Annotated in this window: 15 protein-coding genes; 9 read left to right on the forward strand and 6 right to left on the reverse strand. The window is 66.7% G+C overall.

All coding sequences use genetic code 11. The features are described 5' to 3' along the window. Nucleotides 1–233: 233 nt before the first annotated feature. The gene (locus tag OC534_RS11300) at nucleotides 234–2,213 is read left to right on the forward strand and encodes an AsmA family protein (protein ID WP_262071807.1); all 1,980 of its coding nucleotides are present in this window, start codon (nucleotides 234–236) and stop codon (nucleotides 2,211–2,213) included. Nucleotides 2,214–2,269: 56 nt separating this feature from the next. Here the strand turns inward: OC534_RS11300 and OC534_RS11305 are convergent, their stop codons facing one another. The 3 genes from OC534_RS11305 to mtgA are packed head-to-tail and all read right to left on the reverse strand — an operon-like array spanning nucleotide 2,270 to nucleotide 4,471. Beyond that, nucleotides 2,270–2,701 carry a CBS domain-containing protein gene (locus tag OC534_RS11305; protein WP_017354617.1) on the reverse strand — a complete coding sequence of 144 codons (432 nt, stop codon included), beginning with the start codon at nucleotides 2,699–2,701 and terminating at the stop codon, nucleotides 2,270–2,272. Beyond that, complete coding sequence (locus tag OC534_RS11310) at nucleotides 2,661–3,680, reverse strand: glycosyltransferase family 2 protein (RefSeq protein ID WP_017354616.1); 1,020 nt, start codon at nucleotides 3,678–3,680, stop codon at nucleotides 2,661–2,663. Before OC534_RS11310 ends, OC534_RS11305 begins: the two co-directional genes overlap by 41 nt. A gap of 38 nt (nucleotides 3,681–3,718) precedes the next feature. After that, nucleotides 3,719–4,471, reverse strand: a complete 753-nt coding sequence (mtgA, locus tag OC534_RS11315; protein ID WP_262071808.1) for a monofunctional biosynthetic peptidoglycan transglycosylase — start codon at nucleotides 4,469–4,471, stop codon at nucleotides 3,719–3,721. 79 nt (nucleotides 4,472–4,550) lie between these two features. Between mtgA and OC534_RS11320 the strand changes: the two genes are divergently transcribed. The 3 genes from OC534_RS11320 to OC534_RS11330 all read left to right on the forward strand — a co-directional run bounded on the left by OC534_RS11320 (nucleotide 4,551) and on the right by OC534_RS11330 (nucleotide 9,624). Further along, complete coding sequence (locus tag OC534_RS11320) at nucleotides 4,551–5,447, forward strand: Hsp33 family molecular chaperone HslO (RefSeq protein ID WP_262071809.1); 897 nt, start codon at nucleotides 4,551–4,553, stop codon at nucleotides 5,445–5,447. Nucleotides 5,448–5,599: 152 nt separating this feature from the next. Continuing rightward, nucleotides 5,600–6,424: a hypothetical protein gene (locus tag OC534_RS11325; protein WP_262071834.1), complete on the forward strand. Its 825-nt coding sequence runs from the start codon at nucleotides 5,600–5,602 to the stop codon at nucleotides 6,422–6,424. 440 nt (nucleotides 6,425–6,864) lie between these two features. Next, entirely contained in the window at nucleotides 6,865–9,624 is a 2,760-nt protein-coding gene (locus OC534_RS11330; protein WP_017354612.1) for a TonB-dependent receptor, read from the forward strand. Nucleotides 9,625–9,758: 134 nt separating this feature from the next. Here OC534_RS11330 and OC534_RS11335 read toward each other — a convergent pair whose 3' ends face one another. After that, nucleotides 9,759–10,358, reverse strand: a complete 600-nt coding sequence (locus tag OC534_RS11335) for a TetR/AcrR family transcriptional regulator (RefSeq protein ID WP_017354611.1) — start codon at nucleotides 10,356–10,358, stop codon at nucleotides 9,759–9,761. A 139-nt stretch (nucleotides 10,359–10,497) separates the two neighbouring features. Here OC534_RS11335 and OC534_RS11340 point away from each other — a divergent pair, with 139 nt between their 5' ends. The 3 genes from OC534_RS11340 (at nucleotide 10,498) to OC534_RS11350 (ending at nucleotide 14,489) form a co-directional block, all read left to right on the forward strand. Then, on the forward strand, nucleotides 10,498–11,418 hold the full coding sequence (locus OC534_RS11340) for an alpha/beta hydrolase (protein WP_262071810.1): 921 nt from the start codon (nucleotides 10,498–10,500) through the stop codon (nucleotides 11,416–11,418). Further along, a complete protein-coding gene (locus OC534_RS11345; protein WP_017354609.1) occupies nucleotides 11,415–13,892 on the forward strand; it encodes an acyl-CoA dehydrogenase in 2,478 nt (825 codons plus the stop codon). The genes OC534_RS11340 and OC534_RS11345 overlap by 4 nt, the downstream gene beginning before the upstream one ends. An 87-nt stretch (nucleotides 13,893–13,979) precedes the next feature. Then, a complete protein-coding gene (locus OC534_RS11350; RefSeq protein WP_136003068.1) occupies nucleotides 13,980–14,489 on the forward strand; it encodes a hotdog fold domain-containing protein in 510 nt (169 codons plus the stop codon). A gap of 209 nt (nucleotides 14,490–14,698) precedes the next feature. Here the strand turns inward: OC534_RS11350 and OC534_RS11355 are convergent, their stop codons facing one another. Both OC534_RS11355 and OC534_RS11360 read right to left on the reverse strand, forming a co-directional pair. After that, a complete protein-coding gene (locus OC534_RS11355) occupies nucleotides 14,699–15,055 on the reverse strand; it encodes a DUF1304 domain-containing protein (RefSeq protein WP_136003067.1) in 357 nt (118 codons plus the stop codon). 29 nt (nucleotides 15,056–15,084) lie between these two features. Further along, entirely contained in the window at nucleotides 15,085–16,419 is a 1,335-nt protein-coding gene (locus OC534_RS11360; RefSeq protein WP_262071811.1) for an MFS transporter, read from the reverse strand. Between the two features lie 79 nt (nucleotides 16,420–16,498). Between OC534_RS11360 and OC534_RS11365 the strand changes: the two genes are divergently transcribed. Then, nucleotides 16,499–18,229: a choline dehydrogenase gene (locus OC534_RS11365; protein ID WP_246863961.1), complete on the forward strand. Its 1,731-nt coding sequence runs from the start codon at nucleotides 16,499–16,501 to the stop codon at nucleotides 18,227–18,229. A 153-nt stretch (nucleotides 18,230–18,382) separates the two neighbouring features. Further along, the gene (locus tag OC534_RS11370) at nucleotides 18,383–19,777 is read left to right on the forward strand and encodes a serine hydrolase domain-containing protein (RefSeq protein WP_017354604.1); all 1,395 of its coding nucleotides are present in this window, start codon (nucleotides 18,383–18,385) and stop codon (nucleotides 19,775–19,777) included. The last annotated feature ends 112 nt before the right edge of the window (nucleotides 19,778–19,889 follow it).

Raw genomic sequence — 19,889 nt, forward strand, 5'->3', positions numbered from 1 at the left:
CGGCGTCGGCCGTTTTGGGGCCGTGACTGCGCAGATTCTCTGCCCCACGCCGACGGCAACGTAAAGAACAGCGTGGGGGGGGCGGGTGGGTTTAGGGGACACGCCGTGAATCCGTAAGCCCACTCGCACCACGCCGCTCATCCACACATCAGGTGAGCGCCGTTGCCGTTGCACGACGCCCTGACACCATCCTTACCAATGCTTCGCGTTGCCTGCACGATGAACAGGCAAGGATGGAACGCGTGGATACTGTCGACTCCCCTGCTCCGTCTCCTGCAGCGCGCCGCTGGCGCCGTCCCGGCAAACGCGGGCAGCGCTGGTTGGCGATCCTGCTGTTTCTGTTCGCCGCGCTGCTGATCCTCATCGCGCTGTGGGACTGGAACTGGTTCAAGGGACCGGTCGAGCGGGCGGTGCAGGCCAGGACCGGCCGTGCATTCCACATCAACGGCGACCTCGACGTCGACCTCGGCCGCACTACCGTCATCCGCGGCGACAGCCTCACTTTCGCCAATGCAGCGTGGGCGAAGACCCCTCGGATGGCCACCGCCGATCGTGCCGAGATCGCCATCCGCGTCTGGCCACTTCTGCGCGGCGAGGTGCGCATTCCCGAAGTGCGCCTCACCCGGCCCGACCTGCTGCTGGAAACCGGCCCCGGCAAGGACACGCCCGGCAACTGGGATTTTCTCGGCCCGTCCACCGGCAACCCGCCGCAACTTCAGCGCCTGCTGGTTGACGACGGGCGTCTGCAGTTCATTGATGCGGCCGGCAAAACCGATGTCCTGGTCGCGCTCAACAGCGGCAAACCCCGTCGCCAGGACAGCGCACCGCCCCTGCTGGTCAAGGGCAAGGGGCGCTGGAAGGGCAATCCCTTCTCCCTGGACGGCAACACCGAATCGCCGCTGGAACTGACCCACAGTGACCACCCGTTCCGCATCCACCTGGATGGCCGCGCCGGCGCCACCCATGCCATCGCCAGCGGCACGCTGACCAACCCGTTCGCGCTGCGCACCTTCGATCTGGAGTTGATGCTCAGCGGACAGGACATGGAAGACCTGTATCCGCTGATCGGCCTGGCCATTCCCTCCACACCGCCGTATCGGCTCAAGGGGCGGCTCAAGCGCAACAACGATACCTGGCGCTACGAGAACTTCACCGGCACCGCCGGCGACAGCGACCTCGGCGGTACCGCGCAGATCGATGTCGGCGGCGAGCGGCCGTTCCTGAAAGCCGACCTGGTGTCCAGACGACTGGACTTCGACGATCTGGCCGGCTTCATCGGCGCGCCGCCGAAGACCGGCGCAGGGGAGTCGGCCAACGCCGAACAGAAAGCCGAAGCCGCCGCGCTGGCAGCGCGCGCCAAGGTGCTGCCCGACACGCCGTACAACCTGACCAAGCTGCGCGCGATGGACGCCGACGTGCGGTGGAAGGCACAGCGCATCAACTCCCCGGTGCTGCCCCTGGATGACATGGATGCGCATCTCAAACTGGATGCGGGCCTGCTCCGCCTGGAGCCGCTGAATTTCGGCGTCGCCGGCGGCGACATCCGCAGCACCATCCGCCTGGATGCGCGGAGGGACACCATCGCCACCCGCCTGCAGGCCACCATCCGCAAGGTCCAGCTCGGCCGCCTGTTCCCCGATGCCAAGCTGGCCGAACAGGCCTCCGGCGGCATCAGCGGCAACGTCGACCTGGCCGGCACCGGCAATTCGGTGGCCGCAATGCTTGGCAGTTCGGATGGCAACGTCGGCGTGGCCATCGGGCGGGGCCATGTCGGCAACCTGATCATGGAGCTGGCCGGGCTGGACGTGGCCGAGTCCTTGAAATTCCTGTTCACCGGAGACAAACAGATCCCCCTGCGCTGCGGGTTCGGCGACTTCAGCGTGGGCAATGGCGTGATGCGCTCGCGTGCGCTGGCGCTGGATACCACCGACACCCTGATCGTCGGCGAAGGCACGGTCGACCTGAAACAGGAGCAGCTGGACCTGCTGCTGCGCCCGCGTCCGAAGGACATCAGCATCCTGGCGCTGCGCTCGCCGCTGCGTATCGGCGGTACCTTCAAGGACCCGTCGTTCCGTCCCGATTTCAAGGCGCTGGGCCTGCGGGGCGCGATCGCCCTGACCCTGGGCAGCATTACCCCGCCCGCCGCCCTGCTGGCGACGATCGAAACCGGCCCGGGCAAGGACAGCGACTGCGGCGGGCACTACGCGAAGTGAGGCCTGCGGGGAGTACCGACCGGCGGTCGGCACCCTCCCTTCCCTACCGGGGGCGGTCAGCCGGCGACGATGTACTGCTGCAGCTGATCCAGCTTCTGCGCCTGCTCGTCGATCACCGACTTGACCAGGTCGCCGATCGAGATCACGCCGAGAACGCCGCTCCCGTCCACCACCGGCAGGTGCCGGATGCGGTAATCGGTGACCAGTTGCAGACAGTGTTCGACCTGCTCGGACGGCGCCACAGTGACCACCTTGGCGGTCATGATCTCGCTGACCGGGGTGGTGTGGGACGAGCGCTCGTGGAGCACGATCTTGCGCGCGTAATCGCGCTCGGACAGGATGCCGACCAGCCGCCGGCCCTCCATCACCAATACCGCACCGATGCCCTTCTCGGCCATCAGCCGGATCGCTTCGATCACCGCCGTGTCCGGGGCAACCGCGAAAACCTCAGGGGACTTGCCTTCCAACAGCTGTCGAACCGTGGTCATGGCCTTGCTCTCCACCGACGGGATGCGCTGCCGAGTCTGCCACGATCGGCGCCTGCCAGGTGTCAACCAGATACAGCGGCCGCTGTTTGGACTCCTCGTACAGCCGCCCCAGGTACTCGCCGATCAGCCCCAGCGCGATCAGCTGCACGCCGCCCAGGAACAGGATCACCGCCATCATCGTCGGCCAGCCGGCCACCCGGTCGCCGTACAGCGCCGCCTTGGTCACCACCACCAGCGCGAACAGGAAGGCGAAGCTCGCCGCCGCCAGCCCCAGGTAAGTGGTCACCCGCAGCGGCGCGGTGGAGAAGCCGGTAATCCCTTCCAGCGCGAAGTTCCACAACCGCCACAGGCCGAACTTGCTGTCGCCCACCAGCCGGGCATGGCGGTGGTAGGGCACCGCCTTGCGACGGAAACCGACCCAGCCGAACAGCCCCTTCATGAACCGGTGGCGCTCGCGCAACTGGCGCAGGGCCTGCAGCGCCCGCGGCGACAGCAGCCGGAAGTCACCGGTGTCGGCCGGGATCGGCGTCTTCGACAACCGTCCGATCACCCGGTAGAACGCCGCGGCGGTGGCGCGCTTGATCCAGCCTTCGCCATCACGTGCCAGCCGGGTGCCATAGATGTTGTCGTACCCCTCCCGCCACAGCGCCACGAAGGCGGGGATCAACTCCGGCGGGTCCTGGCCATCGGCGTCGAGGATCATCACCGCGCCGCTGTCGACAAAGTCCAGTCCCGCGGTCAGCGCCGCCTCCTTGCCGAAGTTGCGCGACAGCCGCAGCACGCCGACCCGGGGGTCCTGCGCGGCCAGCGCTTCCATCACCGCCCAGGTCGCGTCGTGGCTGCCGTCGTCCACATACAGGATGCGCCCATCGATGCCGTCCAGGGTGTCGAGCACGGCGCACAGGCGCGGGTGCAGCAACGGCAGCGCCTGCGCCTCGTCGTGCGCGGCAATGACAACGGTGAGGCGATCGGCAGGCATGGTGACGATTGTACGGGGCCGCCCGTCGGCACGGACCGTCACGGTTCCTCGGCCAGATAGCCCTGCCCGCCCAACTGGCGCGCCTGGCGCTGGATCCAGGCAGCGCGTCGCTGCACATAGGGGCCGGGGCGGGCCGCGGTGTAGCGCCGGGGGGCGGGCAGAACCGCCGCCAGCCGCGCGCTCTCCGCCGGGCTCAACCGGGCGGCGTCCTTGTTCCAGAACTGCCGCGACGCCGCCTGCGCACCGTAGATGCCGTCGCCGAATTCGGCGATGTTGGCGTACACCTCCAGGATCCGCGATTTCGGCCAGAGCGCTTCGATCAGCAGCGTGTACCAGACCTCCAGGCCCTTGCGCACCCAGCTGCGGCCCTGCCACAGGAACAGGTTCTTGGCGACCTGCTGGCTGATCGTGCTTGCCCCCCGCAGCCGCCCGCCGCGGGCGTTGTGATCGCGCGCCTTCTCGATCGCCTGCAGGTCGAAGCCGTTGTGAACGGGGAAGCGCTGGTCTTCGGCGGCCACCAGGGAAATCGGCAGGCTCGGCGCCATCTGGTCCAGGTCGCGCCACTGGTAGTGCAGGCGGTAGTCCCAGTCACGCTGGCCCAACGCCTCGCCATAGCGCCACATCATCACCGTGGACACCGGCGGGTCCAGGAAGCGCAGCAGCACCACCTGCAGGACCGTGATGGCCACGAACAGGACCGGCAGCCAGAGCAGGCGTTTCCAGCGCCAACGCCGCGCGCGCGGTGGATCCAGGCCCGGGTCGGCCTTGTGGTTGCTGCGCTCTGCCCCCATTAGTGGTGCATCCTCTGCTTGCACGGTTGTCGGCGCATTATCCGGCAACTGCCCCTCCTTTCGCGCAGCCTTCGAACCGATGACCCACACCACCGACACCCTGACCCGTTTCCTGCTTCCCGATGCCGGCGTGCGTGGCGTCCACGTCAAGCTCCAGGCGTCCTGGCGGGACATCCTCGCCCCGGCCAGCTATCCGGCCAACGCCACCGAACTGCTCGGCCAGGCCAGCGTCGCCTCGGCCCTGTTCACCGGCCACACCAAGGTCGACGGGCGCCTGTCGATCCAGCTGCGCAGCAGTACCGCAATGCGCACTCTGTTCGCCGAATGCACTGCGGCGGGCACCCTGCGCGGCATCGTGCAGCTGGCCGACGGCGGTGACGACGCCCCGCGCGACCTGACCGCCCTGGGCGATGACGCCCTGCTGGCCATCACCATCGAGAACCCGGGCCTGGACCCGCGCGAACCGCAGCGCTACCAGAGCCTGGTCGGTCTGACCGCGCCCAGCCTGGACGAAGCCTTCGAGGACTATTTCCGCCAGTCCGAACAGCTGCCCACGCGCCTGCTGCTGGCCGCCGATGGCGACCGCGCCGCCGGCCTGCTGCTGCAGAAGCTGCCCGGCGACCAGGGCGACGACGACGGCTGGTCGCGGGCCAGCGCGCTGTTCGAGACCCTGGGCAGACAGGAGCTGCTGGAGGTGGGCCCGGAAGACCTGGTGCATCGCCTGTTCCACGAAGAGGCACCGGAACTGCTGGCGCAGCGCCCCCTGCGCTTTGACTGTTCGTGCTCGCGCGAGCGGGTGCAGGGGATGCTGATCTCGCTGGGCGAGACCGAAGCCCGGGCGGCGGCCGAACCCACGGGCGCGGTGGATATCCGATGCGAATTCTGTGGACGGGAATATCACTTTCCGTTGACGGAATTGGACATACTGTTCAGCGAGCCGACGGCCACGTCGCCGGCACCTGAACGTCTTCAGTAATCGACGCACGAGTTTTGTTCTGGGGAGAACCAAGACTTGTTAAGAAATCATAAACACCCTAGGATCGGTGTCCCGCCTCGGCGGGAACTTGTGCTCATTGCCGCTGTCTGAGAGTTCCCATGCGTGCCCTTCTGCGTCTACCGCTTGCCCTGATGATCGCCCTGACCGCGATCCCGGGCGCGTATGCGCAGTCCAAGGGCAAGCAGGACGGCACGGTGCTGCCGATCTGGAACAAGGGCAGTGGCAAGGTCGAGGCGCTGCTGTACCTGGAGCCCACCGGTGAGCAAAGTGCCGGCGCCCGCTGGCACTTCGGCCGCAGCTCGCTCGACGCCGCCTTCGGGTTGTCCTCGGGCGATTCGCTGGGCCTGCTGTGCAACAGCAGCCGCGGCACCAGCATCAGCGGCCTGGCCAGCCACTGCATGCTTGCCAGCCTTGGTGACGATGACGACACCTCCCTGTCGCGCCGGGTCACTGGCACGGCAGCCTTCAACCGTCCCGGTGGCCGCCTCGGCATCACCGCCGGCAGCGGCCGCGACACCTTGCCGGCATGGTTGGCAGGGCCGAACAAATCCCCGGCGATGCGCGCCGAACAGAACGACCTGACCGTGTTCGGCCAGAAGAACATCGGCCGCGAGGGGTTTGTGTCCATTGGCGGCACCTATGCCAAAGCGCGCCTCGTGCCGTTGTCCGACATGTCTCCGGCCCTGGTGGACCGCTGGGACAGCAAGAGCCTGACCATCGGTGCAGGCTATGGCAATTTCAGCGGGAACATCATCGGCCGGGTGGTCGATGTCCCCGGCCAGCCCGGCAAATGGGAAGGGCTGGGCGTCGGCCTGACCTGGCGCACGCCGTGGAGCGGCCAGCTGACCGTCGGCGCCGAAAACGTCATCACCCGGGGCAAGAACCCCTTCGCGCCGCGCAACGAGAGCACCGAAGAGGGCACCGTCCCGTACGTACGCTACGAGCAGGATCTCTGATCCCCCCGACAGCGGGCATCGCCCAACAAAAAACGCGCCCACCGGCGCGTTTTTTTGTGCCTGCGCGTCCCGAGGGGGGCTGGGCTGCCTCCCTTGCCGACCGGCGATGGCGGCTCGATGGGAGACGTTCGCATTCATGCCATAGCGCGTCTGAACTGAATAGGAACCTTGATACATTCGGTGACAAATTTGTCGTCGAATTTTCATCACACAGCCTTAATGATTGAGGCCGGAATCGCGATCTGTCTCACCAAGCCATTGTTTTACATGTAACTTTTCAAACTTCACGCCGTCCACATCGTTTGTTAACGATGCTTTAATTCTTTGGAATCCGCAGTTACTATCGAGTCAGCCTCGTGGTCTTTGAAGCGCCCTTTCGCTTCGCCACAGGCAGACACCCCAGTGAAGTACCCAAGATTCCCCTTGGAGAGAGAGAGCAAATGAACGTTAAGTCCAACCCGCTGCGTGATGCAGTGGTGGTCGCGCTGATCGCGTCCGCCGCTGTTTCCACCGCGCAGGCGCAGGAAGCCGCCAACCCGACCAACCTGGACCGCATCTCGGTTACCGGTTCGCGCATCAAGAGCACCGACGTCGAGACCTCGCAGCCGGTCCTGAGCCTGAGCCGTGCCGACATCGAAAAGCAGGGCGTCACCTCCGTGGCCGACATCCTGCAGCGCATCTCCGCCAGCGGCGCTGCCCTGAACCGTACGTACAACAACGGCGGCGACGGCAGCTCGGGCATCAGCCTGCGCAACCTCGGCAGCGAGCGCACCCTGGTGCTGGTCAACGGCCGTCGCTGGACCACCGGCATCACCGGCAGCGTCGACCTGAACACCATCCCGACCGCGATGGTCGAGCGTATCGACATCCTGAAGGATGGCGCCTCGACGATCTACGGCTCGGACGCCATCGCCGGCGTGGTCAACATCATCCTGAAGAACAACTTCGATGGTGCCGAAGCCAACGTCTACAAGGGCCAGTACAGCCAGGGCGACGGCGAGCGCGACGCCTATGACTTCACCCTGGGCACCACCACCGACCGCGCATCGCTGATGCTGGGCGCTTCCTACGTCAAGGAAGGCAAGGTCATGGCCGGTGACCGTGCGATCTCCGCCGGTGGCCCGCCGTTCTTCAGCGGCCAGAGCACCACCGGCGTGCCGGGCTCGTACATCCGCAACGGCGACCGCTACGTGATCCTCAACGGCGTGGAAACCCTGTTCGATTCGGACATCCACGGCTACAACACCTCGCCGGACAACTACCTGCTGACCCCGCAGGAACGCACCTCGCTGTTCGCGACCGGCTCGTACAACCTCACCGACAACATCACCTTCAAGACCGAAGCGCTGTACAACGAGCGCAAGTCCGAGCAGCTGCTCGCGGCGATGCCGGTGACCGGCCAGCGCCTCAGCGCCAACAGCATGTACAACCCGTACGGCGTTGACCTGACCAGCGTTGCCCGCCGCTTCAACGAAACCGGCGGCCGTTCGTTCAACCAGAATGTAAAGAACTGGCACTTCTACGGTGGCTTCGAAGGCTTCTTCGAATTCGCCGGCCGCACCTTCGACTGGGATGCCGGTTACCGCTACGACAAGACCGACGAGAACGTGCTGACCTACGGCCTGTTCAACCGTGCCAATCTGGCGAACGCCTACGGCCCGTCGGAAATGCGCGACGGCAAGCCGGTCTGCGTCACCGCACCGGGCGGCGCCGTGATCGCCGACTGCGTGCCGGTCAACCCGCTGGGTCCGGAAGGCTCGATCTCGCAGGACGCGATCAACTACACCGCCTTCACTGCGCACGACTCGTCGGCCCTGGTCTCGAAGGGTTACTACGCCAACATCTCCGGCACCATCGTGCCGCTGCCGGCCGGTGACCTGGCCTTCGCTGCCGGTTACGAATACCGCAAGGAAAGCGGCCAGTTCGATCCGGATGCGTTCATCGCTTCGGGCCTCAGCACCGGCAACGGCGCCAAGCCGACCAAGGGTGGCTACGACCTGGACGAGGTCTACCTGGAACTGTCGATCCCGGTGCTGGCTGACCTGCCGGGCGCCAAGCTGCTCGACTTCAGCGCCGCAACGCGCTACTCGAAGTTCAGCAACTTCGGCAACACCACCAACAACAAGTTTGGCTTCCGCTGGAAGCCGATCGACGACCTGATGCTGCGCGGCAACTACTCCGAAGGCTTCCGCGCACCGAGCATCAACGACCTGTACGCAGGCGATGCCGATTCGTTCGAAACCTTCGTTGATCCCTGCTCCCTGCACAGCGGCCGCCGTTCCGGCGCGATCGCCCAGCGTTGCGCCGACGAAGGCGTGCCGGGCAACTTCGTGCAGCCGGGTGGCGGCAGCGGTGGTCGTCAGGGTCCGGAAGCCTTCACCTGGACCTCCAACGACAACCTGCAGCCGGAAACCTCGACCAGCAAGACGCTGGGCCTGGTGTGGAGCCCGAGCTTCGTGTCCGGCCTGAACGTGACGCTGGACTGGTGGCAGATCGAAGTTGAGAACGCGATCACCCGTCCGGACATCCAGGACATCGTGAACTACTGCTACACCGGTTCGGCACAGCAGCAGGCCGTTTACTGCCCGCTGATCACCCGCGATCCGACCTACGGCACCGCCGTGCAGAACTACGCCATCACCAACGTGCGCATGCCGCTGCTGAACCTGGCCTCGTACAACGTGGAAGGCTGGGACCTGGGCATCGCCTACCGTCTGCCGGAAACCAGCTTCGGCCAGTTCAGCATCAACCTGGATGCGACCTACCTGAGCAAGTGGGAGACCAAGGCGACCGCCGATGCAGTGGCTGATGGCCGTCAGGGCAACTACCTGAACCAGGATCCGTACTGGCGCATCCGTGGCAACCTGTACGTCGACTGGAGCTTCAAGGACTTCGGCGTCAACTACGGCCTGCGTTACAAGTCGGGCATGAAGGAAGAATGCCCCTTCGATCCGGATGAAGATCCCGTTGCGTTCGCCTACTGCTCCGACGGAGCGGCTGGCAACTACATCGGCGCCACCACGTACCACGACATCCAGTTCCGCTACAACACCCCGTGGAACGGCACCATCAACGTGGGCGTGAACAACCTGTGGGACAAGCAGCCGCCGACCTCGTACGTCGTGGCCTACAACATGTTCGACCCGCAGTACGACCTGCCGGGCCGCTACATGTACATGCAGTACAAGCAGAAGTTCTGATCGATCCACTGATCGGTACCTGATGCAGCAACGGCCCCGAAAGGGGCCGTTGTCGTTTGCGCTGCCGGAGACCGTGCGTGCATGAAAAAGGCCGCGTTTCCGCGGCCTTCTGGTGTTCTCGCCCGCAGCGCCGATCAGCCCGGAATCAGCGTCTCGATCACGTGCTCGACGTAGGCCTCGAAATCCTCGCGGGCCTGCTTGGGCTGCTGCAGCTGCAGCGACAGCTGCAGGAAGCCGACGTACGCGGCATAGGCCAGCCGTGCGCGGTGCTGTGCATCGGTGCGGCTGAGGCCGGCCTGCCGGAACGACGCGACCAGGTACTCCAGGCGCCGATGCGACACGCGATCGATCACCGGGCGCACCATCGGGTGATCCAGCGCCTTGAGCAGCTCGCTGTAGATGATGTGCGGCTGCACTTCATGGGCCACCACCTGGAACAGCTGGCGCAGGCGCACACGCGGGTCGGTCACGTCGGCCAGGCTGCCGAACACCTGCTCCTGCTCGAACAGCTCCCAGCGCTCCAGCGCGGCCTGCAGCAGGGCATCGCGCGACGGGAAGTGCCAGTAGAAACTGCCCTTGGTCACCCCCAGCCGACGGGCCAGTGGTTCGACTGCAACGGCGCCGACGCCCTGCTCGGCAATCAGATCCAGTGCGGCCTGGGCCCAGTCTTCGGCACTCAGGCGGCTGTTGCGGCCGGCACGTGGCTCGCCGGCGGAAGCTTCGGGTTCATTCATGAGGTAATTTAACCATACGCTGGGGTTGGTTGCAGTACGTGGTTGCATCGGCAACCGCCCTATCCCAGTCAGGGCAAGGGATCCGCTCACCATACCCCCAAGTATTGACATCGACCAGCACCGGTCCATACTAGCGAGTATGGTCACTCCTTCTTCTACCCTGCCCCGTTTTGACGATGAGCGACTGACCGGCGCGCACGATGCCGTGCTGGCTGCCACCCGCTCATCCCCCGGGCGTCGTGGCACGGTGCTGTTCGCACACGGCTTCGGCCAGACCCGGCATGCCTGGACCGCCGCCGCGCAGACCCTCGCCGGCGCCGGCTACCAGACCCTGGCCTACGATGCCCGCGGCCACGGCGACTCCGACTGGAACCCCGCCGCCCTGGCCTATCACGGCGAACAGTTCGCCGACGACCTGATCGTGCTCGCCGGTGAACAGCCGCAGCCGCCGATCCTCGTCGCCGCGTCGATGGGCGGGCTGTTCGGCCTGCTCGCCGAGTCGCGCTGGCCCGGCTTGTTCTCGGCGATGGTGCTGGTGGACATCACCCCGCGCTGGGATACCGCCGGAGTCGAACGCATCCTGATGTTCATGACCGCGCATCCGGACGGCTTCGCCTCGCTGTCGCAGGCGGCGGACGTGATCTCGGCGTACATGCCGCACCGCCCGCGCAAGTCCGAGGAGGCGCTGCGCGCCCTGCTGCGCGAGGATGGCCACGGCCGCTGGCGCTGGCATTGGGATCCGCGCCTGGTCGCCGAACTGGCGCGCGACAGCGAACAGCACCAGGACGCGCTCGCCGAGGCGGCGCGCCAGGTGAAATGCCCGTTGCTGCTGGTCAGCGGCGGGCGCAGCACCCTGGTCACCCCGCAGACGGTGGCCGAATTCCTCGCGCTGGTGCCGCACGCTCGCCACGTGCAGTTGCCGGAGGCCACCCATATGGTCGCCGGCGATGACAACAGCGCCTTTACCGCTACTGTGTTGGACTATCTGGACGTGTTGCCCTCGGCCTCCGCCGTGGCACAGTCCGCCACTACCGAGCACGTCACCGGAGCACGCTCATGAGCATTGTCGTTCCCTTCCTGGCCCTCCTGCTGGCGGGGGCCATCGTCGCCTACCACCGCATGCGGCTGATCACCTGGACGCTCGTCAGCGTCGCGCTGCTGGTCGCCTGCTGGTTCATTCCCTACGTCAACCAGACCGCCACGATCGTGGCTGCCGCCATCGTCGCGGTGATCGCCGTGCCGTTGCTGCTGCCGTTCATCCGCAAGCCGCTGCTGACCGCGCCGATGATGAAGGTGTTCCGCAAGGTGCTGCCGCCGCTGTCGCAGACCGAGCGCATCGCCCTGGAAACCGGCTCGGTCGGTTTTGAAGGCCAGCTGTTCACCGGCGACCCCGACTGGAACATCCTGCTGAACTACCCCAAGCCGCAGCTTACCGCCGAAGAACAGGCCTTCCTGGATGGCCCGGTCGAAGAGCTGTGCAGGATGGTCAACGACTGGGAAATCACCCACGTCTACGCCGACCTGCCGCCGGAACTGTGGAGCTTCATCAAGAAGAACAAGTTCTTCGGCATGATCATTCCAAAGGAATACGGCGGTCTGGGCTTCAGCGCGCTGGCGCACCACAAGGTGATCCAGAAGCTGGCATCGGTGTCGAGCGTGGTGAGTTCCACCGTCGGAGTGCCCAACTCGCTGGGCCCGGGCGAACTGCTCAACCATTACGGCACCCAGGCGCAGAAGGACCAGTACCTGCCGCGCCTGGCCGACGGCCGTGAAGTGCCCTGCTTCGGCCTGACCGGCCCGTTCGCCGGCTCGGACGCCACCTCCATTCCCGATTACGGCATCGTCTGCAAGGGCGAGTGGAACGGCGAGCAGGTGCTCGGCGTCAAGCTCACCTTCGACAAGCGCTACATCACCCTGGCCCCGGTGGCCACGCTGATCGGCCTGGCCTTCCGCATGTACGATCCGGATGGGCTGATCGGCACCACCCGCGACATCGGCATCACGCTGGCACTGCTGCCGCGCGACACCGCCGGTGTCGAAATCGGCCGCCGTCACTTCCCGCTCAACTCGACCTTCCAGAACGGCCCGATCCGCGGCAAGGGCGTGTTCATCCCGCTGACCCAGCTGATCGGCGGTGCCGAGATGGCCGGCAAGGGCTGGAACATGCTCAATGAGTGCCTGGCCGTGGGCCGCTCGATCACCCTGCCGTCCACCGCCAGTGGCGGTGCCAAGGCCGGCGCGGTCGTGACCGGCGCATATGCACGCATCCGCAAGCAGTTCGGCCTGTCGGTCGGCCGCTTCGAAGGCGTGGAAGAAGCCCTGGCACGCATCGGCGGCAAGGCCTACGCGATCAGCGCGCTGTGCCAGGCCACCGCCGCCGCCGTGGACCGCGGCGACGTGCCGTCGGTACCGTCGGCGATCGCCAAGTACCACTGCACCACCATGAGCCGTGAAGTGATCTCGGACATGATGGATGTGATCGGCGGCAAGGGCATCATCCTGGGGCCGCGCAACTTCGCCGGCCGCAGCTGGCAGGCCGCACCGATCGCGATCACGGTCGAAGGCGCCAACATCATGACCCGCAGCCTGCTGATCTTCGGCCAGGGTGCGATCCTCTGCCACCCGTGGGTGCTGAAGGAAATGAAGGCCGCGCAGGATCCGGACACCCGTGCAGGCCTGCAGGAATTCGACCGCAGCCTGTTCGGCCATATCCGCTTCGGCATCTCCAACGCCGTCCGCTCGTTCTGGTTCGGCCTGACCGGCGCCCGGTTCGGTGCCGCCCCGGGCGATGCCTATACCCGCCGCTACTTCCGCAAGCTGGACCGTTACTCGGCCAACCTGGCGCTGATGGCCGACATCTCGATGATGACCCTCGGCGGCAAGCTGAAGTTCAAGGAGTCGCTGTCCGGTCGCCTGGGCGATGTGCTGAGCCACATCTACATGACCAGCGCCATGCTCAAGCGTTACCACGACGAAGGTGCGCCGGCCACCGACCAGCCGCTGCTGGCCTGGGCCTTCCACGACAGCGTGCACAAGATCGAGGAGTCGCTGTCGGCCGCGCTGCGCAACTTCCCGATCCGTCCGATCGGCTGGCTGATGTGGGCGCTGATCTTCCCGTTCGGCCGCCGCGCCGAGGCTCCGGGCGACCGCCTGGGTCACCGCGTCGCCGCGCTGCTCATGGCGCCCAACGAAGCCCGCGACCGCCTGGCCAACGGCGTGTTCCTGACGCCGTGCGACAACAACCCGGGTGGCCGCATCAACAGCTACCTGTCCAAGGCGATCATGGCCGAGCCGGTCGAGCGCAAGTTCATCAAGGCGGTCAAGACCAAGGGCATCGAAGCCCTGGACTTCACCACCCAGCTGGACGAAGCCGTGGCCGAGGGCGTCATCACCCAGGACGAGCGCACCCTGCTGGAAGAACTCCGCGCGCTGACGCTGGAAACCATCACCGTGGACGACTTCGATCCGCACGAGCTGCGCGCGGCCAGCTACTACGACCGCGAGCGCAAGGACGCACGCTCGGAAGCGGCGTGATGCCTGCATCGACGTGAACGGAAACGGCGGACTTCGGTCCGCCGTTTTTCATTGCAGCGGCGCCCGGCCGCTTTCCAGGAGACCCCGATGTCCGCTCCACTGCTCACCCTGTACCGTCGCATGCAGCGCTGGCCCGCAGGCCAATGGCTGTTCGCGCGCGCGGTATGTTTCAAGGCGCCCTACTTCGCCAGCATCGCCCCGCGCATCACCGTGCTCGAACCCGGTCGCTGCGAGGGCCACATCGCGCACCGGCGCAGGGTCACCAACCACATCGGCACGGTCCACGCCATCGCACTGTGCAACCTGGCCGAACTCACCGCCGGGCTGATGGTCGACGCCTCGCTGCCGCGCGGCATGCGCTGGATTCCGAAGGGCATGGAAGTGCAGTACCTCGCCAAGGCCACGGGCACCCAGCACGCCGTCGCCACACCCGCCCAGCCGATCATCGCGGCCGACAGCGGCTACACCCTGCCCGTCGACGTCCATATCCGCGACACCGCCGGCACACCGGTCTTCAGCGCCCGCATCCAGATGTGGCTCTCACCGCAGGACCGTTCGCGGAACGCTCCAACCACCGGTCACCTCACCGATCGGTAGGTGCCGACCGCTGGTCGGCACGCTCTGTGCCTTTCAACGCCAGAGCCAGAGCCAGAGCTACAGCCACAGCCCTCATCCGCATTCTCCCGGGCGTGGCCGGCGGGAATGGGGGTACGGGACACGCCCGCCAGCCAAGCCGGGGAGAATCCAGATGCGGGCTTTGGCTCTGGCTGTGCCGACCAACGGTCGGCACCTACCGGCGACCTCGCTTACGCCGGCACGAAATGCCAGGCGATCGCGGCCAGAATCGCCGGGACGGCCTGGATGAAGAAGATCCGCTTATTGACGCTGTAGGCGCCGTAACAGCCGGCCACGATCACGCAGCCCAGCATGAAGTTGACCAGCATCGGCAGATGATCGAACAGGCCCCAGAACAGGCCGGCGGCCAGGAAGCCGTTGTACAGCCCCTGGTTGGCCGCCAGCACGCGCGTGGCCTGGGCCTTCTCCGGCGTGTTGCGGAACGTCTTCAGGCCCAGCGGACGCGTCCACAGGAACATTTCCAGCACGAGGAAGTACACGTGCAGCAGGGCGACCACCAGGGTCAGGATCAGTGCGGTCCAGTACATGGGCAGGCCTCGAAAAAGATGACCAGAGCTTACTCCGGGCGCTCGGCCGGCAGCTTCTTTTCTTCGCGCAGCAGGCCGAACGCGGCAAAGGTCATCAGCCCGGCCACCACCAGCCCCCCCGCAAACAGCACGTGCGAGCCGAACAGCGACAGCCCCTTGTGCACCCACGCAAAGCCCAGGTCCGCGCCGCGGTACACCACCGTATCGATCGCCGCACCGGCCTTGTAGCGCCACTGGCGGTCCACCCGCGTGTACAGCGTCTCGCGTGCCGGCTTGGCCAGCGAGAACTCGCTCGCCCGCGTCATCACCTGCACCATCGCCACCAGCAGCGGCAACGGCGAGGCCGCGAGTGCCGAGAACCCGACAATGATCGCAAAGCCCGGGATCAACAGCGCCGGCGCGATACCGTAGCGCGACAACAGCCAGCGGGTCAGCCCCAACTGCAGCAGCAGCGTCAGCGCGTTCACCGCCAGATCCACCCGCGAGAAGAAGGCCGTGCTTGCCGCCGGATCGGTATACAGCCGGCGCACGATCGCGGCCTGCTCGTTGTACAACAGCGTCCCGATGCCCACGCCGAACAGCACCATCAGCGCCAGCCAGCGCAGCAGCGGCTCGCGCGCGATCAGCTTCAGGCCGTCCAGCACGCTTCCGCCCATCGGCGTCTCGCCCGACACCAGCTGCTGATCCCGCTCACGCGCCACCGCCCACAGGCGCAGCCGCCAGATGCAGAACAGACATACACCGAGGAAGCCGGCCGAGACCAGCATCAGGTTGGCGATGCCCACCCGCTGCACCAGCGCCGACGTGATGATCGGGCCAAGAAAGGCCCCGATGGTGCCGGCCGCGCCGATGTAGCCGTAGAACGCACGTGCCTGCGTGTTGGAGAACACATCGGCCATGAAGCTCCAGAACACCGCCACCGCGAACAGGTTGAACACCGTGATCCAGAAGAAGAACGCCATCCCGCGACCGGGCACCCCGCTGTCGAACAGCACATAGAAGCCCAGCAGCGTGGCAATGAAGAACCCGTACACCACCGGCAGGAACACCCGCCGCGGATAGCGGCTCACCAGCGCACCGTACAGCGGCTGCATCACCAGCATGATCAGGAACACGCAGGTGAACAGAAACTGCAGCACGAAGTCCTGCAGCGCAATGCCGTGGCCAGCGAACCATGCGATCAGCCCGGACGGGAACAATGTCTGCAGGTCCGCCGAGGCCGCCATCGCCTCGCGTACCGGGCGCAGCACGTAATAGCCGCTCAGCAGGCAGAAGAAGTACACCGATGCCCAGATCAGCGGCGGCGACTGGCGCAGCGCATCGCGCAGCCCCGATCCCCGCACCGGCGTGGCCACGGCGGTCATCGCACCCGCTCCGCGCTCAGGCGACGTCGAAACGGCAGCATCGTGGGAACTCCGGGCGGCAAAGCGCGCAAGGTAAACGATGCACCGCAACATCGCCAGTAGCCGACCGCCGCACCCGCGCAGCGCTGCCCGGCCCACACCGCCCGACCCGTTCACCGTCCGTCTGCCCTATGCTCCGGGGTACACCATCGGGGAGCTGCTGGCATTGGCACGGGACAGGTACGACTACATCATCGTCGGCGCCGGCTCGGCCGGCTGTGTACTGGCCAACCGGCTCAGTGCCGACCCGCAGTGCCAGGTGCTGCTGCTCGAAGCCGGCCCGGCCGACCGCAACCCCTTCATCCACATGCCGGCCGGCCTGGCGCGGCTGGTCAACAACCGGCGCATCAACTGGAACCTGGACACCGAGCCGGAGCCCGCCCTGGACGGCAGGCGCCTGTGGTGGCCGCGTGGCAAGGTGCTGGGCGGATCCAGCGCGATCAATGCCATGTGCTACATCCGCGGCGTGCCGGCCGACTACGACGGCTGGGCGGCTGCCGGCGCCACCGGCTGGGAATGGGCGCAGGTGCTGCCGTGGTTCCTGCATGGCGAGGCCAACAGCCGCGGCGCCAGCGCACTGCACGGCGATGCCGGACCGCTGTCGGTGTCCGACCTGCGCCACCACAACCCGCTCTCGGCCGTGTTCCTGGCCGCCGCCGTGCAGGCGGGCCATGCGCCCAACGATGACTTCAATGGCGTCCACCAGCTCGGCGTCGGCCTGTATCAGGTCACGCAGCGCGATGGCGCCCGCTGCTCCAGTGCCACCGCCTACCTGCGCCCGGCGCGTGCACGGCGCAACCTCACCGTGCTCACCGGCGCCCAGGCGGTGGCGCTGAGCTTCGCCGGCACCACCGCGACCGGCGTGCACTACCGGCGTGGCCGGGAGCATCGACATGCCACCGCATCGGCCGAAGTGATCCTCAGCGCCGGCGCCATCCATTCGCCCCAATTGCTGATGCTCTCCGGGATCGGTCCCGCCCACGCACTGCGCGGCCACGGCATCACCCCGCGCGTGGACCTGCCCGGGGTGGGTGGCAATCTGCAGGACCACCTGGATATCTGCACGGTCGTGCACACCCATCCCGGGGTGAGTTACGACCGCAGCAACGAGCTGCGCATCGCCATCGACTACTTCCTGCGCGGCCATCGCGGTGCCGGCACCAGCAACCTGGCCGAGGCCGGCGGCTTCGCCCGCTCGGCACTGGCGCCGGACGCACGCGCCGACGTGCAGTTCCATTTCGTGCCGGCCATGCTCGACAACCACGGCCGCCATCGCCTGCCCGGTGATGGCTACACGCTGCATGCGTGCCCGCTGCATCCGCGCAGCCGCGGCAGGCTGTACCTGCGCGATGCCGACGCGCGGTCGCCGCCACGACTGCAGCCCAACTACCTTGGCGATGCGGACGGCCACGACCTGCGGATGATGATCGAGTGCGCCCGGCTGTCCCGGCAGATCCTGGCCCAGCCCGCGTTCGATCCGTGGCGCGGCGCCCCGGTCTTTCCTGCCCGCGACGATCTGGATGATGCGGCCCTGGCCGCGTTCATCCGTGCCAAGGCCGAGACCATCTACCACCCGGTCGGCACCTGTGCGATGGGCCAGCATGCCGATGCCGTGGTCGACCCGATGCTGCGGGTGTACGGCACCCAGCGGCTGCGGGTGGTCGATGCTGCGGTGATGCCCAGCCTGATCAGCGGCAACACCAACGCCCCCACCCTGATGATCGCCGAACGGGCCGCGCAGTGGCTGCGCCAGGACGCGGGATCACGCTGAACCGGGCCCCGCCGCGTCGGCGGCACGGACCGTCGGAGCAGCGCAAAAACCCACGCATTTTCAATGTGATACGTATTCATCTTCGCTTCGTTTGTGCAATGAGGAAAAGCGGCGCTAGAATCCCTTACAGCAGTCGCGCACGGGCCCTACACGATGAATCAGAACAGCAGGCGCCGACCGATCCGTTCGGCGGCAACCGGGTTGCTGGGCATGTTGATGCCCATCGCAATGTCTTCCACTGCACAGACCCCCAGTGCCTCGCCGTCCGCGTTCCCCGTCAACATCGAGAACAGCGTCCCGGCCAACGTGCCGCACACCCAGCCGGCCGCGTATCGCGCCGCGCCGGCCGCGCGGCAGGTACTGCCGCCCGCACCGGGCTTCAATGTCGCGGCAATCGAATCGATGGCCCAGCAGCTCACCTATGGCGAGCGCGTCCCCGGCATGGCCGTGGCGATCGTCCAGGGCGGCCGCGTGCTCAGCGCGCGGGGCTACGGCGTTACCGACGTCAACAATCCGCAGCAGGTCGACGCGCATACCGTGTTCCGCCTCGCGTCGCTGTCCAAGGCCTTCGCCGGTACGATGGCCGGCCTGCTGGTCAACGACGGCACCCTGCGCTGGGACAGCAAGGTCACCGACTACGTCCCCGGCTTCCGGCTGAACTCGCCGGAAGCAACCGAGCGGCTGACCGTGGCCGACCTGCTCAGCCATCGGGTCGGCCTGCCCTACAACGCATACGACCGCGACGTGGAAGCCAACGCGGAGTACTACACGCTGACCCACAAGTTGGCCTCGACCTCGCTCAAGTGCCAGCCGGGCGAGTGCTACGCCTATCAGAACGTTGCCTTCAGTCTGATCGGCGACGTGGTCTACGCCGCCTCCGGCAGTTTCTACGAACAGTCGGTCGAGCGTCGGTTGTTCAAGCCGCTGGGCATGGATGACGCCAGCCTCGGCCTGGCCGGCATCCAGGCCAGCTCGCGCTGGGCGCGTCCGCATGTGCGCAGCCGCAACGGCTGGGTTGCCCTGACCCCCAAGCCCACCTATTACCGGTTGGCACCGGCGGCCGGCGTCAATGCCAGCGCCAGCGACATGGCGCAGTGGCTGCTGGCCCACACCGGACACCGGCCCGACGTGCTGCCTGCGCCGCTGCTGGCCACCCTGCACTCCACCCTGATCAGCACCCCGGGCGAAATGCGCTCCGGCTGGCGCCGCGAACGCCTGCATTCGGCCGGCTACGCACTGGGCTGGCGCAACTTCGATTACGCCGGCCATGAAGTGGTGTTCCATGCCGGCGCGGTGCAGGGCTACCGTGGGCTGGTTGCGCTGGTGCCGGAACGCGACCTCGGCATTGCCATCATGTGGAACGGTGAAAGCAGCCTGCCCAGCGGCCTGCTGCCGACCGTGCTCGACGCAGCGATGGGCCTGCCCAGCCAGCGTTGGCTGGACGTGGATACCGACTTCGGCAGCGACAACCTGATGGCCGAAGATGCCGCCCCGCAGAACAAGCGCAAGGGCGTTTCGTCCAACCGTGCGGTGGCCTCGCCGCACTGATCGCAGCGACCTCTCATTGGAAAAAGGCGGCCACTTGGCCGCCTTTTTTTCTGTGGGCACCGACCGGAAACGCACCCATAAAAAAACTCCCTCCCCGCTGGGCTGCCGGGGA

The sequence above is a fragment of the Stenotrophomonas sp. Marseille-Q5258 genome, assembly GCF_946900935.1.
Lineage (GTDB): Bacteria > Pseudomonadota > Gammaproteobacteria > Xanthomonadales > Xanthomonadaceae > Stenotrophomonas > Stenotrophomonas nematodicola.

What these genes read in the sequence shown, in the direction of transcription:
- OC534_RS11350 (WP_136003068.1), top strand. Translation starts at nt 13,980, where the DNA reads ATGTCCGCTCCACTGCTCACCCTGTACCGTCGCATGCAGCGCTGGCCC.
- OC534_RS11310 (WP_017354616.1), bottom strand. Translation starts at nt 3,680, where the DNA reads ATGCCTGCCGATCGCCTCACCGTTGTCATTGCCGCGCACGACGAGGCG.
- OC534_RS11335 (WP_017354611.1), bottom strand. Translation starts at nt 10,358, where the DNA reads ATGAATGAACCCGAAGCTTCCGCCGGCGAGCCACGTGCCGGCCGCAAC.
- OC534_RS11320 (WP_262071809.1), top strand. Translation starts at nt 4,551, where the DNA reads ATGACCCACACCACCGACACCCTGACCCGTTTCCTGCTTCCCGATGCC.
- OC534_RS11300 (WP_262071807.1), top strand. Translation starts at nt 234, where the DNA reads ATGGAACGCGTGGATACTGTCGACTCCCCTGCTCCGTCTCCTGCAGCG.
- OC534_RS11305 (WP_017354617.1), bottom strand. Translation starts at nt 2,701, where the DNA reads ATGACCACGGTTCGACAGCTGTTGGAAGGCAAGTCCCCTGAGGTTTTC.
- OC534_RS11360 (WP_262071811.1), bottom strand. Translation starts at nt 16,419, where the DNA reads ATGACCGCCGTGGCCACGCCGGTGCGGGGATCGGGGCTGCGCGATGCG.
- OC534_RS11345 (WP_017354609.1), top strand. Translation starts at nt 11,415, where the DNA reads ATGAGCATTGTCGTTCCCTTCCTGGCCCTCCTGCTGGCGGGGGCCATC.
- OC534_RS11325 (WP_262071834.1), top strand. Translation starts at nt 5,600, where the DNA reads ATGATCGCCCTGACCGCGATCCCGGGCGCGTATGCGCAGTCCAAGGGC.
- OC534_RS11365 (WP_246863961.1), top strand. Translation starts at nt 16,499, where the DNA reads ATGCACCGCAACATCGCCAGTAGCCGACCGCCGCACCCGCGCAGCGCT.
- OC534_RS11340 (WP_262071810.1), top strand. Translation starts at nt 10,498, where the DNA reads ATGGTCACTCCTTCTTCTACCCTGCCCCGTTTTGACGATGAGCGACTG.
- mtgA (WP_262071808.1), bottom strand. Translation starts at nt 4,471, where the DNA reads ATGGGGGCAGAGCGCAGCAACCACAAGGCCGACCCGGGCCTGGATCCA.
- OC534_RS11355 (WP_136003067.1), bottom strand. Translation starts at nt 15,055, where the DNA reads ATGTACTGGACCGCACTGATCCTGACCCTGGTGGTCGCCCTGCTGCAC.
- OC534_RS11370 (WP_017354604.1), top strand. Translation starts at nt 18,383, where the DNA reads ATGAATCAGAACAGCAGGCGCCGACCGATCCGTTCGGCGGCAACCGGG.
- OC534_RS11330 (WP_017354612.1), top strand. Translation starts at nt 6,865, where the DNA reads ATGAACGTTAAGTCCAACCCGCTGCGTGATGCAGTGGTGGTCGCGCTG.